The sequence below is a fragment of the Colwellia echini genome (assembly GCF_002843355.2).
GTDB lineage: Bacteria > Pseudomonadota > Gammaproteobacteria > Enterobacterales > Alteromonadaceae > Colwellia > Colwellia echini.
Map to the genome: position 1 here is coordinate 185,730 of NZ_PJAI02000004.1, position 16,222 is coordinate 201,951.

Genomic DNA, 16,222 nt, shown 5'->3' on the forward strand with positions numbered 1-16,222 from the left:
AGCAAAATAATGCCTAGTTTTTTATGAAAGCCAATTACTGATTTACTTCAAAAGTGGCGACCTTGCCTTGGATACCAGTAAGTTTTTTTAATGCAGGAATTTTCTTTTCCATCGCAGACTTTATTAACTCAGGCCCTATAATAACTTTTGTTAAAGTGCCTTGCTTGGTTTTAATTGGTTTAGTAAAAACGACATAGCCTTGTGCTTTTAACTTTTTCAGTAACTGCTCTACATTGTCTTTATTTTTGAAACTGCCTAAGTGGATAACCCAAGCTTCAGACGCTACCGCTTTCTCTGGTAACGTTTTCGTTTGTTGATTACTAGTTATCGCGGCTACTGGAGGATCTATTCTCGCAGGAGTAACAACTGTTTTCACATCATTTTTTTCTACAACATCGACAGTGACCTCTGTATCCATATAGGTATCATCAATAGCGGGTTCATCGGTTATTTCGGGCATTTCTTCTCGTACTAAGCGCTCTTCTGGGAAAGGTTTGTTGGTTAATTTACCAGAGAAAGCTTCGGCATGAGGAATGGCTTCAAAATCGGCTTTGTTTGATTTTTTTTCGCCGTCGAGTAGATCAGGCAAAAAGATTATGACGACGGCTGCGACAATAATGGTCCCGACAAGCCTATTTTGAAACGGTGTAGACAAGAAACTCTCCTAAATAATACGTTTTCTTTAACTAATTAACCTAACTGTTTAACTTATCCAATTAACTTATCTAATTAACTTAGCCAATCGATTTAACCAATTAACAAGTTCTAACGGTTCAATAAGTAGGTTATAAAGTGATGGTGTTAAACAGTTATGAGTTGCGATCTTATTTTAGCGACAGTAAAAAATGAGCCAAAAACAAGAATCAAGTCATTTTTTGACGCTTGCTGATTCACTATTTTAAAGGCCTCTTCTATATTGTCAAAGCAATTCACCTTATCACTAAAGGAGGTTAAATAGCCCTCCATCGCTTGACTGGTTGCAGCCCTTGGTACATTGAGTGCACCTGTGTACCAGACATCAACAGAATCTTTAAGTGAGTGTAAACTTGAACTAATATCTTTATCAGCCAACATAGAAACTACCCCATAAATAATTTGATAGTTTTTCTGCTTTTTTATTTGCTTAAGGTAACTCGCAAGATAACGAGCTGCTTGCGGGTTATGGCCAACATCAAGAATAACATCGCTTTGCCCTTTTTGTTTTATTAGCTCAGTACGACCTATCACTTTCGTCGCTGAAATAACCTCATTAACAAACATAGTGGTTAATTTAACATTAAGCTTCTCTAATACCATAAGCGCTGTGGCAACATTATCACGCGGAATATAAGTTGCCTTTAATTCGGGTAAGTTGGTTTGTTCTGCATGCCAGCCCCAAGAGTCATCAATATCAGTAATTCTAAAATCTTGTTCGCGGACAAATAAGTTCTCACCATGAGTTGCTTGTAAACTTTTTGCATGGGCTAATACTGATTTAGGTGTGTCCGTATCACCAATGACAATATCTCGCCCTTGGCGCATGATACCTGCTTTTTCAAAACCGATTGTTTCTCTGTCATTACCAAGAAAACTTTGATGGTCTAAATCAATAGTAGTGATAACAGCGATATCGGCGTCAATGATATTGGTCGCATCTAAACGCCCACCAAGCCCCACCTCAAGAATGATAAAGTCAGGCTTAATATCCATTAAAACGAGTAACGCCGCTAAGGTAGTATATTCATAATAACTTAATGATATATCACCACGGGCAAGTTCAATTTTGTTAAACGCTTTAATTAACGGTTGATCTTCAACATCAGATTTATTAATCCGTAAACGTTCATTAAAGTGATTAATATGCGGTGAAGAATAAACGGCGACTTTAGGAGGCTGATTTTCAGTAGATTGAGTTTGGCAATTTTCAACGTGAAATTGTAGTTGCTTACTAAGCAACGCATTTTCAATAAATGCACAGGTAGTCCCTTTGCCATTAGTACCTGCAACTGTAATGACCTTAGCAAAACTTAGATCAATCTCTAAACGGGTCGCAACTTTGCCAATACGTGTTAAACCTAGGTCTATTTCGCTACTGTGTAAGTTTTCTAAATAATAAAGCCACTGATCGAGACGAGTAAAATCTTGATAGTGGCTTGAATTTGATTTGGACATTTATGCTATCAACAAGTGATTAGTTTAAAATAGACAATAATGGCTATTACTTCAGATAAGCAACTAAGCCTATGAAACAACGCTAGGCTGTCCCATAAACTTACCTAACATACGTGCTAGCGTAATGCGCATTTCACGGCGATCAACAATCATATCGATAGCGCCTTTTTCTAATAAGAACTCACTACGTTGGAAACCTTCAGGTAGTTTTTCACGCACTGTTTGCTCTATAACACGAGGGCCTGCAAAACCAATTAAGGCTTTAGGCTCAGCAACGTTAATATCACCTAGCATAGCTAAACTTGCAGATACACCACCCATAGTTGGATCAGTTAATACTGACACATAAGGTAAGCCTTTTTCACTCATTTTAGCTAAAGCAGCACTTGTTTTTGCCATTTGCATTAAAGAGAAAAGAGCTTCTTGCATACGGGCTCCACCACTAGCAGAGAAACAAATAAAAGGGATATTATGCTCTAGACAATATTCAGCACCTTTTACAAAACGAGCACCAACAACAGAAGCCATTGAACCACCTAAAAAGCCAAATTCAAAAGCAGCCACAACAACAGGCATACCATGAAGTTCACCTTTCATTACCACGAGTGCATCTTTCTCACCCGTGCTTTTTTGTGCAGCACTAAGACGGTCTTTATATCGCTTAGAGTCTTTAAACTTTAAGATATCTTGTGCTTCAAATTCTTCACCTAGTTCCAAACGGTTATTTTGGTCAAGAAAGCTATCAATGCGTTTACGTGCACTGATACGCATATGATGATCACACTTCGGACATACTGAGATTTGTCGTTCTAACTCAGCTTTATAAAGCACAGCGTTACATGAAGTACATTTACTCCATACACCCTCAGGAATATTACTTTTTTGTGTCGTTTTTGCTTTCGGGAGAATTTTTTCTATCCAGCTCATAATTTTATTTTTGCCTGTTGCAACGAAATATCTGTCGATTCATTGATGGTCTATTTATTTTGCCTTATTGAAGTAACTTGATAAGTTATTCCAATAATTTAATTCGCTCTATAATTACTCATTTATTATGATTAATTATTCATTGATTATGAATTAAGCATAAACACCATCAAACACTAGTTTAAAGTATTAATTATTCTAAACCACATATTAGACCATAGTATAACCTAATCATTATATAAAAAACTGGTCTGTTCAGTAAATAATTATTATTTATACTACTTTTACGTCTCAAACTTTTTATAAGAATAAAGGTCCTAAACGACTTTTGGGTAACTCAAATTTATCGGGGTACTCCACATCAACAAAGTATAAGCCTTCTGGTGGCGCTGTTACGCCAGCAACACAACGGTTTTTAGCCAGCAAAACTTCTTTCATCCACGCAGTTGTTTCTTGTGATTGACCTACGCGCATTAAGCTACCAACAATGTTTCTAACCATGTGGTGTAAAAAGGCGTTCGCCTTAATATCAACAACAATATAATGACCTTGTCGAGTAACTCTACAATGCTGGATTGTTCTCACCGCCGAATGTGATTGACAATGAACAGTACGAAAAGAAGTGAAATCATGCTCACCAATTAGATAATTAGCTCCCTCTTGCATCAGGTTTTCATCTAATGGGTAATGACAATGACTAATACCATGGCTCAGTATTGCTGAGCGAAGTGGATTATTGTATATAATATAACGATAATTACGAGCTGTAGCGCTAAAGCGAGCATGAAAGTCATCATCAACTTTTGTTACCCACTGCACAGCGATATCACTAGGTAAATGAGTATTAACGCCTAAAGTCCAAGCAACATTTTTACGTTTTTTTAAAGTATCAAAATGAATAACTTGATTAGTAGCATTTACGCCTGTATCAGTACGACCGGCACAAATAACTTTGATGGGTTCATTAGCAATAATAGCTAATGCTTTTTCTACTTTTTCTTGTACCGTAATAGCATTATTTTGGCGCTGCCAACCACAATAATTTTTACCGTCATACTCAATGCCTAATGCATACCGCATACAAATTCGCCCATCCCGTAATAAATAATTTTCGCGGGCATTATCCTTTATTTTATCCTGTTAGGCTATGCTTGTTATTATATAAAGCTCTCTAGAGTTAGAGAGCTCTATTATCAGGTTTATAATGTATCGAGTATTGCTTGCGCTTCTGCTTTTTGCGTCGCATCACCCTTTGCAATGACTTCTTCTAAGATTACTTGAGCATTTTCTTCGTCACCCATCTCAATATACATTTTAGCTAAATCTAACTTACTCGACATTGAGCCATTATCATCTACGTCTACACCGCTATTATTTTGTGCGTATTGACCTAACCCAACATCGATATTAGTTTTTTCATAAGGTTCTGAATTGTCACCTTCATCTAAACTATCAGAAAGTAAATCATCGACAGAAACATAATCTTCTGCGGATTCAGTTTGTTGAGGTGTTGCGTCATTATCATTGTTTAAATCAATGTCTTTACTAATGCTACTAGCAATTAAGTCGTCGCCTATATCATCACCATCTAAGTCATCACTATCAGAGTTACTTTGCCCTTTAGTCTCTGATAAAGAGCTTTCTGCAGACTCTTCTTCTATATTAGCGAGTAGTTCATCAAAATCGACATCATCCAATTCTTTAATCACTTCAAGTTCATCAATGTCTACTTCATCAGCATCTAACTCATCACTGACTTCATAGTCAGCTTCTGCAGAGTTAGGATCTTCAGCTAGTAATTCCGCTAATACATCTTCATCAGTAAAGTCAGGAATTAATTCAATGTCGTCCAATGAATCAGCTTGCTCTGACTTATCTTCGGTAATATCTTCAGTGAGTAAGTGATTTAAATCAGATTCATTAAGACCAATATCATCCGACTTATTATCTAACGGTTCAGTCACTGCAGATGCAGTTAAACTATCACCAATATCATCAACATCTTCACTTTCAACGTTTGTATCAGCAGCATCGGTATTTGTTTCATTGTCCGTAGGAAGCATGTCACTAAAATCAGCTGTAAGAAATGGCGTAACATATTCCGCCGTAAATTCTGCTATTTTAGCTTCATTTTCAGCTATTTCATTTTGTATTTTTAAGTCTTCATCGCTTAATGGATTTTCATCATCAGTTAGCTGATCATCTATAGATTTTTCATCAGTCGGCGCATCAGCATTTTTTTGCTTTGTCGATTCGACTAAATCTTCTTTATCAGCTTGATTGTTACTTAGTACTTTTTCCGCAACACTTCCGACTGCTGCTCCAGCTGTAGCCGCCAGTAGTGCATCAATATCATCAGGATCGGTTACATCAGCTTCTGGCTCAGCATCACTTGCTGAGTCACTTTTAACGGGAGCACTATTAACAGAGTCGTTATTTACAGAATCGTTATTAACAGAGTCTAGCAGTGCATCAATATCATCAGGATCGGTTACATCAGCTTCTGGCTCAGCATCACTTGCTGAGTCACTTTTAACGGGAGCACTATTAACAGAGTCGTTATTTACAGAATCGTTATTAACAGAGTCTAGCAGTGCATCAATATCATCAGGGTCGGTTACATCAGCTTCTGGCTCAGCATCACTTGCTGAATCACTTTTGACAGAAGCACTATTAACAGAATCGTTATTAACAGAGTCTAGCAGTGCATCAATATCATCAGGGTCGGTTACATCAGCTTCTGGCTCAGCATCACTTGCTGAGTCACTTTTAACGGGAGCACTATTAACAGAGTCGTTATTTACAGAATCGTTATTAACAGAGTCTAGCAGTGCATCAATATCATCAGGATCGGTTACATCAGCTTCTGGCTCAGCATCACTTGCTGAGTCACTTTTAACGGGAGCACTATTAACAGAGTCGTTATTTACAGAATCGTTATTAACAGAGTCTAGCAGTGCATCAATATCATCAGGATCGGTTACATCAGCTTCTGGCTCAGCATCACTTGCTGAGTCACTTTTAACGGGAGCACTATTAACAGAGTCGTTATTTACAGAATCGTTATTAACAGCGTCTAGCAGTGCATCAATATCATCAGGTTCGGTTACATCTGTCTCTGGTTTTGGCTCTACAGGGCTTTTAGATTCTGCTATTTCTTCTTCAATAGCATCATCTAATTCATTATCATCATCTGCAGCAAAACCATTCAATAAATCATTTAAGTCATCTTGACTTAACTCACCACCTTCAAGCTCTTCATTTTCTTCAGTTAGCGCTGAGGTTTCGATTTCATCGTCTAAACCCGATAATAATGAATTTAAATCATCTTGATCAAGTTCACCGTTTTCAAGTTCAGCATCTGTATCTTGTATATCATCATCTAAACCAGACAATAATGAATCGATGTTCTCTTCTTCTGAGTCCTCGATATCAAGTAGATCATTATCACTATCATCATCAAGTAATATGTCGTCAAGATCATCAAGCTCATCAAGGTTGTCATCATCATCTAAATGAATAACATCGTTATCGAGGGACAGTTCATCATCAATTGACAAGTCAATATCGTCATCAAGCGATAAATCAAGCTCGTTGTCTAGTTCTAACGATAGGTCAAGTTCATCATCGAGGGTTAAGTCAAGGGCTTCCTCTGTTGCAGCAGCAACCGCGGCTCCCGTCTCTGGAACTTTATCTGGTTGCTTTTTATTTTCTAACTCGCTAAAGAAGGCTTCATCAGAAGCTTGTTTTCTACGTTTGAATAAGAAAGCTAACAGCCCTAAAACCAAGATTGCAGGCAAGGTTCCCATAAGGATCATAAACCACAATTGTGAAGTAATATCTTGCTTCGATAGCTCGGCCAATTGCTTTTCTAATAATAACTCTTTTTCTCTGGCTTCTGCTTTAGCAAGTAACGCTTGTTGCAACTTGATCATATCGTCCATTTGCAACTTAATCTCTTTGCCTTTTGCTACTTCTTCTTGCATTACACCAAGCTTGTCATTAAAAGTACTAAGACGCTGACGTAAATCATCATTTTCTTTTAAAATTGTTTGCAAGCCGTCAATTGAGTCGGTTATATCATTTTGTATCGTCTCTAATCGTTGTTGCTGTTGACCATCAAACTTTTGCATCTGATCATTTATTTCAGTTTTTACACTGTCTAAATCTTCTTTTTTAACACTCGGTACAATAGGCTCAATTTCCTTAGGCTTTTTCGGCTGTGCTTTCTTCCAAGATTGACTGGCGCTTTGAAATTTTGCTTTTGCCTCATTAGCATCAATCGCCATCATGGCATTAAACGAAGGGATCTTTAAGTATTCGCTTTCTACTAAATAATTAATATTGTTATCAACAAAACCTTGCGGGTTTTCTATGTATAACGCATGCATGACTTGATAAATACTTAAACGAGCGTCAGGACGCACTCGAGTAGCAATATTCCATAAAGTGTCTGTAGATTGGATTGGACCATAGCGCTCATAGGGGAAAACATCACTACTTTTAGGACCTAACATACGAATGCCGCGTTCTTCTTCGGCATTTAGATGAAAATGGGCGGTAAGTATGCTGATAAAAATCGCCTGCCATAGGCACAGACGTAATAATTTTTGCATTGGGATGTCCTAATTTAAGTATCTAATTTAACTGAGTAATTTAAGTATTTTATTTAATTAACTAATGTAACTATCGGCCTAACAAATACCACTTAGTGCCAAAAAAACATCATATTACTTCATTGTTTGGAGATAAAGCTTACCTAAAAGATAAAATGCAATGTTTATTCCAAAAAAGCATTAACTAACAAGATAATAGCAAAATAACTCGATAAGTCTCGTTTTTTTAGTACTTCATTGAATGTTTACGCGGTTAGTGAAATAGCTTGAGCACGCGAATTAATATTAATCCCAACCCGATTAAAAATATGATCATTTATCCGGGTTAAAATAGAACACCTAATTAATGGAATTGGAATAACGTATTTATCCCTTCTAAATAACGGCTCCACTACCTTCCGTTGTATTAGCCTCTTGAGATATAGATCAAGTAAAAAAAAACTCGCCGTTATCTGGCTTATTATAGATAACGGCGAGTTTGCGATATTTCTTAATTATTTTTAAATTAAATAATTAACTTAACCAATTAAGCTGATCAATTAGCTTAAGTAGTCTTTAATTAGTAATTCTGCAATTTGAATACTATTTGTTGCCGCACCTTTACGAATGTTGTCGGCAACAATCCATAAATTAATGCCATTTGGATGACTAATATCTTCACGAACACGGCCCACGAAAGTCTCATCTTTACCACTTGCTTCACCAATTTGCGTTGGGAAGTCAGCATCATTGTCACATAACACAACACCCGGTGCATTTCTTAATAAGTCTTTAACTTCTTCAACCGAAATATGGCTACGTGTTTCAATGTGTAATGCTTCAGCATGACCAAAGAAAACCGGTACGCGAACAGCTGTAGGGTTAACTAATACGTTATTATCACCAAAAATTTTCTTAGTTTCCCAAACCATTTTCATTTCTTCTTTGGTGTAACCATTTTCAAGGAAAACATCAATTTGAGGAATCACGTTGAAAGCGATTTGACGTGAGAAGTTTTGAGACTCTACAGGCTTACCTTGTAGTAAATCAGCGGTTTGTTTTGCTAATTCATCCATTGACTCTTTACCGCCACCAGAAACAGATTGGTATGTACATACGTTAATACGGTCAATACCTACAGCATCTTGAATTGGTTTTAGCGCTACTAACATTTGTATTGTAGAACAGTTAGGATTAGCAATGATATTACGGTTTCTGTATTCAGCTAATGCACCTGGGTTTACTTCAGGTACGATTAATGGAATGTCATCTTCGTAACGAAATTCTGAGGTGTTATCAATAACGATACAACCCGCTTCACCAGCAATAGGGGCAAATTTAGCTGAAATTGAACCACCTGCTGAGAAGAAACCAATTTGAGCTTGGCTAAAATCGAATTCATCAGCATTAAGTACTTCGATACTTTCGCCTTTAAACTCAATAATTTCGCCAGCCGAACGAGCACTTGCTAAAGGGTAAAGTTTGTTAATTGGAAAATCTCTTTCTTCTAAGATTTCCATGATTGTTTTGCCAACTAATCCAGTTGCGCCAAGTATACATACGTCAAATTTCTGTGCCATGATCCTCTCTCTTCTAGTTGGATTTTTTACTAAAACCTAAGCGATGTGGCACATCACTGAAGGCATTGGGTAACAAAGTGACTTCAACAGCTGAGAATTCCCGACGAATCGGATAATTCTTGCGTAAGCTGTCAAAGCCTTGAATAAATAATTGTTGACGAAATATTGCATCGTCTCTACGTACATCGTAAACCATTTTAACTAACTGGTTTAGTAGTATTTGGTTGAATTCAGCATTAATTTCTACCATTGGAATACTAGCCGAAGGTAAAAAATTAGTAAGCTGATATACAGGCTCAACCGCTAATTGTTGACATAATGCCTGATAGAGCATTTCACTGCCACGTGCTTTTCCTTCTAAGCTATAACCAGCAATGTGTGCTGTAGCGATTTCGGTAAAAGGAATTAACGCTGCCAGTACATCTGGCTCACCTTGCCAAACATCAAGTACCACTTTAAGACCATGACCTGATTCTTTTAACGCTAATAATGCATGGTTGTCGATAACATCACCACGACAAGCGCTGATCAAAATTTGATCGTCACGCAATAAAGCCAGGTTTTTAGCATTAATAAGTTGATAAGTGGGGTGCTGCCCTCCTTCAACTTTTGGTACATGTAAAGAGATAACATTGCAAGCTAACACTTCAGTTAATGAAGAATACGTTCGCTCATCAGTAGTGTTACCTTCAGCTTGCTTTTGCTCAAGTATCGGATCGCATATTTTATAATTAATGCTTAGCGCCTGCAGCTTTTCACTTAAGCGAGTACCTGTGTTTCCGCCCCCAACAATACCAACAGTTAAGTCAGCAAGATTAATTAAATAGCGTTCAGCTAGAACAACTAAAGCACTTAATACATATTCAGCGACGGATATAGCATTACAACCTGGCGCTGAGTGAAAAGTAACATTACGACGTTCAAGATACTCCAGATCAATGTGATCTGTGCCTATTGTAGCGCTACCCACAAATGAAAGTTTAGTATTGAGATGAAGTAACTCTTCATTAACTTGCGTAATTGAACGCACTAAAAGCACATCCGCATCAGCAACTTGTTCTGCGGTTAAGGTACGACCAGAAAAAGCAATTAACTCACCTTTCTCGCCAGCATCACTATGTAGCAGGCAGAGCTCTGTAAAAAACTCTTTGGCAAATGGCATGTTCTCATCAAAATATATTTTCATTAAGGTAATCTTATTAACTGATTTATTAACTGACTTATTAACTAATTAAGAGCTTCTTTTAAGTCTGAATATATTAAAGCGCGTAATTATACCTTGTTTATTAAGCATAACGCTAGTTTTAGACAAATGCTGAGTATATTTAGACAATAAAAAAGCCACATTAAACTAATGCTAATGTGGCTTTTGACTTAATGCTTTTAATATGGAATTTATCTATAAGTTATAGATAAGTTAACATTTTAAAATTAAGTCTTATTTATATTTTTTCATAACTAATGTGGCATTTGTACCACCAAAACCAAAGCTATTAGACATAACTAAATTAAGCTCTACATCACGTTTTTCAGTAACGATATCTAAACCTTTAGCTTGTTCATCTAAGTTGTCAATATTAATAGAAGGTGCAACAAAGTTGTTTTCCATCATTAAAATTGAGTAAATAGCTTCGTGAACACCTGCAGCACCAAGTGCGTGACCTGTCATAGCTTTAGTCGCACTAATTGCTGGTGAGTCTTCACCAAATAACTCTTGAATAGCGCCTAGCTCTTTAACATCACCAACTGGTGTAGAAGTACCGTGAGTATTTAAATAATCAAGTTTACCTTCAACACCTTGCATAGCTTGTTGCATACAACGAACGGCGCCTTCACCACTTGGAGCAACCATGTCGTAACCATCAGACGTTGCGCCGTAACCAACAAGTTCAGCATAAATATGTGCACCACGAGCAAGTGCATGCTCTAATTCTTCAACAACAACCATACCGCCGCCACCAGAAATTACAAAGCCATCGCGATCAGCATCATAAGTACGAGAAGCTAATTCTGGAGTATCATTACGACCTGCAGATAATGCGCCCATGCCATCAAACATCATAGCAAGTGACCAATGTAACTCTTCACCACCACCAGCAAAAACAATATCTTGTTTGCCTAATTGAATAAGCTCCATAGCATTACCAATACAATGAGCACTTGTAGCACACGCTGAGCTGATTGAATAATTAACACCTTTAATTTTAAACGGTGTTGCTAAACAAGCTGATACAGTACTACCCATAGTTTTAGGTACAGCGTAAGGGCCTACGCGACGAATACCACGTTCACGGAGTGTATCGGTAGAAGCAACGATATTTTCTGATGATGCACCACCAGAACCAGCAACAATACCAGTACGAACATTCGATATTTGATCTTCGGTTAATTTAGCATCTTTAATTGCCTGATCCATTGCGATATAAGCATAACCTGCTGCATCACCCATAAAACGGATAGCTTTACGGTCAATAAAGTCTTTAGTATCAATATCAGGTTTACCCCAAACTTGGCTACGTAGACCATACTCTTCGAAACTTGCAGAATGAGAAATACCTGATTTCCCCGTTTTTAAAGAAGTTAATACTTCATCAGCATTGTTACCAATACTTGAGACAATACCTAAGCCTGTTATTACGACACGTTTCATTTAACTAACCATCTATAATTATAAAATTTTGCGCTATTATACCAGTAAAAATACAGGTAGTAGCCATTAAACTGGTATTACTTGTTGTTTAGCTATATTTTACTTATGTTGATTTAAAACACATTTGAAAACATAGACATCATTTACAAAAAAACCAGCGTACAGTTGTACACTATATTATGATATCCATTGCAAGATATCTATGACATTTTCATTAATCTCTTGATATTTTATGTTCAAAGTCACTATTTCACGTAAAATAAGCAAACTACATTCGCAGAAATCGATCACAACACTGTAATTCTACTTAAAGACATTTTAATGACAAAACAAAATAAAGCAGATAACAGCACTCAATCATTTATCAATACCGTAACAGAATCTAATGCAACAATCGATAAAGGCTATTATTTACGTCCTCAAATTAAAATACCTGACCATGTAACTATTATTGGTGGCGGTATTGCTTCAGCTTGTGCGGCCTATGCTTTAACCAAACAAGGGGTAAACATTACTTTATATTGTAAAGATAACGAAGTTGCCCAAGGCGGCTCAAGTAATGCCATTGCAGCTTTATTTCCATTATTGCATCAACAAAAAGATGAAATAAGCGATTTTTATCAGCAAGCTTTTTGGCGCGCTAAAGCATTATACAATGAAATTGAAGAGCAAGGTTATTCATTCCCGCACCAATGGTGTGGCTTATTAGAAGTCTCTTATAAAGAGTCATTAATAAAAAGACAAATCGCTTTTGAAAAACTTAAAGCATGGCCAGATGCCCTAATTCAAAGCATAAATGCTGATCAAGCCAGTGTCTTTGCTAATATAAATTTACCTTATGGCGGGCTGTTTATGCCCAATGCTGGTTGGGTATCTCCGCAAGATTTAGTTAAGCAACTGTTTAATGCCGCATCAGCGACAAAACGCTTAACCATTATCACCAATACTCACATTAGTAAAATACGCCAAGTAAAAAATACGACGATAACTAGCAATGAATTATCACCAATCTCGTGGTGTTTATCGACTAATCAAGGTGAGTTAAATGCCAACGTATTAGTGATTTGTGCGGGAGCTGATGCCATTGAAATTGAACAGTTAAAAGCATTACCGCTAACTGCAACTCGTGGCCAAGTTACCAGTATGAAAAGTACCAATTCTATCAGTAAATTATCAACTGTAATTTGCCATAAAGGCTATTTAACTCCTGAGAATAACGGTATACATTGTGTCGGCGCGACTTTTCAAAAGAATGATACTAACTTAACAACCAATAGCAAAGATGACCAATACAATTTAACCACACTAGCGAAATGTTTACCTGAATTATCTGCTGATATTAACTGGCAAGAACAAGACATAGTTACGAGTAAAGCAAGGCTACGTGGTATGTCACAAGATCACTTACCCTTAGTGGGAGCTGTACCTAATATTAACGAACATATTAAAACTTACCCTCATTTAGCTAAAGATAAAAATTGGAAATACAGCGAAGCTGCACCATGTGTTGAGAATCTTTATGTGTTATTGGGGTTAGGCGCTAGAGGTTTATGTTCAGCGCCTTTAGCGGCCGACATTCTAACCGCAGATTTGTGTAACTTACCTTATCCGGTGGACCACAAAATGTTGTTTAACTTAAGTCCTAATCGATTTATCGTTCGAGATATTATCAAACGAAAAATTAATGTTTAGCCTTATATCAGTTAGCTATTTTAGTTTGAACTAATAACCAAAAATTTGTCACTATCGCGTAATCTTGGGGAGTTAATTCACTCTTTGACTGGCTGATTTTCGCCGTAATGCTTTCAACTAACTTAGCTGTTAACGCTTGATTTTCATCGCCAAAGTCGGTTGCTACTAACGAGCTAAGTCCTCGTAGATATCCGCCGGCGAATAAAGTATCACTATCGGCATCTTGTTCAAATAAATCATCTAAATAATGGTATAAATCTGCTGCAGTTTTAAGTTGAGCTGTTTGCTCGTTTGCATTAGCTTCAATTGCCGAGTTGTTGAAATCAGTTGACATAAAAATCACTTTTAAAAGGTCGTATACTAAATTACTTAATAGTATTGAATATGGATGAATGCTTTGCGTTATTTTACTGTGGACTAGCAAGCGGGTAAAGTACCTGATCTTTATATCCGGTTGTTATTGTCATAAAACCAGACAGTTGTTGATCAAGTTCGCTATCACCTGTGTCACTTATTAAAGGTTTATTCTGCAAAGCCATTAATTTAGCTTTAGTAGCAATAATAATAATGTTATCACGATTACCGGGTTGGGCTAAAATAGCACGGATAATACGCGGACTTAATTGTTGATTTCCGCGGCCAAATACATGCCCTTGCCCGCCAATTAAAGTAATGATCAGTTTATTACTTCCTTGATATTCAGATATTGCTGTATATAACTCATTTTCTGTCATATCACTGGCAACTAATGATAATTCACGTACTAAATCAACGCCTAAAAGGGTGTTATCTAACGCCATCTCTTCCATTAAAAAAGCGGTAGTTGAGCCTGAGCCGATAATAAACTGGGTATTTTCTTCATCGTTCATCGTTTCAATAACATTGGCGGCGATATCTTGTAATACCAGTTCATCACTTTCTTTACCGCCAGACTTAACCGCTTGAACATAACGAAGTTCGCTGGGTATTTGCATTTCACTATAACGTTTTGCTTTAACAATGCCTTGGCGAAATAATTGCTCATCAATATCCATTACATCACCAGATGTTAATGTAACTAGCTCTTTGTTAATCATCAATTCAATAATACGCCCAGCGGCTTTCGGTGTAATAGCATAAACCCCAGAATGAATTTTACACCCCGCAGGTATACCTAAAACAGGCACTTGTTGATGGTTATCATCAATAGCTACTACCGAGGCAATGTCGCGCGCCGTGCCATCACCACCAGCAAATAGAATAATATCTACATGCTCTGCTAATAAAGCGCTAGCGGCTAATTTGCTATCGCTATTTTCTGTCACTGTATTTGCTGATTGATAAAGCACTTCCACGGTAAAGCCCAAGGCATTAGCGCACTGCTCCCCCATTAAATCATTAGCCGTATAAATAACAATCTTATCTTTATAAGGCAGCAACACGTCAAGAGCCTGGGCTGCGCGTGCATTCGCTTGTGGTTTTGCGCCAAGGCTGAGCGCGTGCTGCGCCATACCGTCACTACCTTTAAGGGCTACACTGCCACCTAGTCCTGCAATAGGGTTGATGATAAAGCCTAATTTAAATTGTTGCACAATGCTCCCGTTACCCTATTTCTATATTACTAATGTCTTGCTCATTTGTACCTTCATCATTAAGCGGAAATTGCGCAGCGGTTAAAGGTAAACTAGTTTGATAAAACAGAGCTAACGTCTCAATAAACTGTTGAGCACGTGCAGGAAAACCTTGTTCAATAAAGGTTAAAACTTGTTGATGGACTTTAACTTTAAAGTTTTGACTGTCACCAGTATCACCATTGAGATTATCAGCAGAAGTGTTGAATTTTTTTTGTGCTGCTGCGTTGAAAGCCCACTCAATAGCTTGTGGAATAATTTCAACTTGCTCAAATTCTTTTTGTTGTTGTGCATCTCGTCCATCAGGAGTATACCAATAACCAAAGTCTTCTAGTAAACGTCTTTTTTCACCTGCATGACACCAATGTGATATTTCATGCAACGCACTTTCAAAGTAACCATGGGCAAAAATAATTTGATGATAAGAGCAGTTTTCATTTGCTGGTAAATACAAGGGCTCATCACCGCCTCTAATCAACCGAGTGTTATATTGCGCAAAAAACGTGTTGTCGAATAATGAAATGAGATCTGAATATTGGTATGGCATTTGTAAAATAAGGCAGTTATACCAGTTCCATTAATTAGGTGGCCTAGTTTGCACGTAGGAAAAATGGCGATTGTTACATCGCCACTTTAAAAATGTAAAAACCTCTAATTCTTAAATTAAGGTAATACGTTTAAACATCATCTTCGATATTATGCTTACCTTTAGTGCGCTCAATACTGTCAAGCTTATGATGAATAGCTGACTTAATCATTATATAAGCACTGATCGGCGCGGTGAGTAATAAAAATATTGAGATCAATATTTCTTTCACGCTGAGACTGTTTTCACTTGTACTAACAAATATCATAGCAGCAATTAATAACGATGCCATGCCTAATGTCGTTGCTTTCGTTGGTCCATGTAGGCGCATAAAAAAATCAGGCATTTTTACTAAACCGATTGAGCCAACCAGTACAAAAACACCACCAATTAATAATAATATTGAAATTATCCATTCCGTCATTACGTTA

13 protein-coding genes are annotated in these 16,222 nt (G+C 37.2%); 1 reads left to right on the forward strand and 12 read right to left on the reverse strand.

Features of this window, described 5'->3' with window-relative positions:
- Window positions 1–34 precede the first annotated feature (34 nt).
- The 8 genes from CWS31_RS05770 to fabB all read right to left on the reverse strand — a co-directional run bounded on the left by CWS31_RS05770 (window position 35) and on the right by fabB (window position 11,903).
- Window positions 35–655, reverse strand: a complete 621-nt coding sequence (locus CWS31_RS05770; protein WP_101345219.1) for an SPOR domain-containing protein — start codon at window positions 653–655, stop codon at window positions 35–37.
- Between the two features lie 146 nt (window positions 656–801).
- Window positions 802–2,151, reverse strand: coding sequence for a bifunctional tetrahydrofolate synthase/dihydrofolate synthase (gene folC, locus CWS31_RS05775; protein ID WP_101345220.1), 1,350 nt, complete (start codon window positions 2,149–2,151; stop codon window positions 802–804).
- Between the two features lie 69 nt (window positions 2,152–2,220).
- Complete coding sequence (gene accD, locus CWS31_RS05780) at window positions 2,221–3,078, reverse strand: acetyl-CoA carboxylase, carboxyltransferase subunit beta (protein WP_101345221.1); 858 nt, start codon at window positions 3,076–3,078, stop codon at window positions 2,221–2,223.
- A gap of 300 nt (window positions 3,079–3,378) precedes the next feature.
- Window positions 3,379–4,158: a tRNA pseudouridine(38-40) synthase TruA gene (truA, locus tag CWS31_RS05785; protein ID WP_101345222.1), complete on the reverse strand. Its 780-nt coding sequence runs from the start codon at window positions 4,156–4,158 to the stop codon at window positions 3,379–3,381.
- 119 nt (window positions 4,159–4,277) lie between these two features.
- Window positions 4,278–7,694, reverse strand: coding sequence for a FimV/HubP family polar landmark protein (locus tag CWS31_RS05790; RefSeq protein WP_148747690.1), 3,417 nt, complete (start codon window positions 7,692–7,694; stop codon window positions 4,278–4,280).
- A 539-nt stretch (window positions 7,695–8,233) separates the two neighbouring features.
- Window positions 8,234–9,253 carry an aspartate-semialdehyde dehydrogenase gene (locus tag CWS31_RS05795; RefSeq protein WP_101345224.1) on the reverse strand — a complete coding sequence of 340 codons (1,020 nt, stop codon included), beginning with the start codon at window positions 9,251–9,253 and terminating at the stop codon, window positions 8,234–8,236.
- A 13-nt stretch (window positions 9,254–9,266) separates the two neighbouring features.
- Window positions 9,267–10,439, reverse strand: coding sequence for a 4-phosphoerythronate dehydrogenase (locus CWS31_RS05800; protein ID WP_101345225.1), 1,173 nt, complete (start codon window positions 10,437–10,439; stop codon window positions 9,267–9,269).
- A gap of 252 nt (window positions 10,440–10,691) precedes the next feature.
- Window positions 10,692–11,903: a beta-ketoacyl-ACP synthase I gene (gene fabB / locus CWS31_RS05805; RefSeq protein WP_101345226.1), complete on the reverse strand. Its 1,212-nt coding sequence runs from the start codon at window positions 11,901–11,903 to the stop codon at window positions 10,692–10,694.
- A gap of 321 nt (window positions 11,904–12,224) precedes the next feature.
- Between fabB and mnmC1 the strand changes: the two genes are divergently transcribed.
- Entirely contained in the window at window positions 12,225–13,595 is a 1,371-nt protein-coding gene (mnmC1, locus tag CWS31_RS05810) for an FAD-dependent 5-carboxymethylaminomethyl-2-thiouridine(34) oxidoreductase MnmC1 (RefSeq protein ID WP_101345227.1), read from the forward strand.
- 7 nt (window positions 13,596–13,602) lie between these two features.
- On the opposite strand, the gene CWS31_RS05815 is transcribed toward mnmC1, so the two are convergent.
- The 4 genes from CWS31_RS05815 to CWS31_RS05830 form a co-directional block, all read right to left on the reverse strand.
- A complete protein-coding gene (locus CWS31_RS05815; protein WP_101345228.1) occupies window positions 13,603–13,929 on the reverse strand; it encodes a YfcL family protein in 327 nt (108 codons plus the stop codon).
- Between the two features lie 73 nt (window positions 13,930–14,002).
- On the reverse strand, window positions 14,003–15,166 hold the full coding sequence (locus CWS31_RS05820) for an ATP-NAD kinase family protein (protein ID WP_101345229.1): 1,164 nt from the start codon (window positions 15,164–15,166) through the stop codon (window positions 14,003–14,005).
- A 10-nt stretch (window positions 15,167–15,176) separates the two neighbouring features.
- The gene (locus CWS31_RS05825) at window positions 15,177–15,752 is read right to left on the reverse strand and encodes an elongation factor P hydroxylase (RefSeq protein ID WP_101345230.1); all 576 of its coding nucleotides are present in this window, start codon (window positions 15,750–15,752) and stop codon (window positions 15,177–15,179) included.
- 130 nt (window positions 15,753–15,882) lie between these two features.
- Complete coding sequence (locus tag CWS31_RS05830; protein ID WP_101345231.1) at window positions 15,883–16,215, reverse strand: Na+/H+ antiporter subunit G; 333 nt, start codon at window positions 16,213–16,215, stop codon at window positions 15,883–15,885.
- Between the last annotated feature and the right edge of the window lie 7 nt (window positions 16,216–16,222).

Excerpts from the sequence above, each read along its gene's own strand:
- folC (WP_101345220.1), bottom strand. The coding sequence starts at position 2,151 with ATGTCCAAATCAAATTCAAGCCACTATCAAGATTTTACTCGTCTCGAT.
- accD (WP_101345221.1), bottom strand. The coding sequence starts at position 3,078 with ATGAGCTGGATAGAAAAAATTCTCCCGAAAGCAAAAACGACACAAAAA.
- truA (WP_101345222.1), bottom strand. The coding sequence starts at position 4,158 with ATGCGGTATGCATTAGGCATTGAGTATGACGGTAAAAATTATTGTGGT.
- CWS31_RS05790 (WP_148747690.1), bottom strand. The coding sequence starts at position 7,694 with ATGCAAAAATTATTACGTCTGTGCCTATGGCAGGCGATTTTTATCAGC.
- CWS31_RS05795 (WP_101345224.1), bottom strand. The coding sequence starts at position 9,253 with ATGGCACAGAAATTTGACGTATGTATACTTGGCGCAACTGGATTAGTT.
- CWS31_RS05800 (WP_101345225.1), bottom strand. The coding sequence starts at position 10,439 with ATGAAAATATATTTTGATGAGAACATGCCATTTGCCAAAGAGTTTTTT.
- fabB (WP_101345226.1), bottom strand. The coding sequence starts at position 11,903 with ATGAAACGTGTCGTAATAACAGGCTTAGGTATTGTCTCAAGTATTGGT.
- mnmC1 (WP_101345227.1), top strand. The coding sequence starts at position 12,225 with ATGACAAAACAAAATAAAGCAGATAACAGCACTCAATCATTTATCAAT.
- CWS31_RS05815 (WP_101345228.1), bottom strand. The coding sequence starts at position 13,929 with ATGTCAACTGATTTCAACAACTCGGCAATTGAAGCTAATGCAAACGAG.
- CWS31_RS05825 (WP_101345230.1), bottom strand. The coding sequence starts at position 15,752 with ATGCCATACCAATATTCAGATCTCATTTCATTATTCGACAACACGTTT.
- CWS31_RS05830 (WP_101345231.1), bottom strand. The coding sequence starts at position 16,215 with ATGACGGAATGGATAATTTCAATATTATTATTAATTGGTGGTGTTTTT.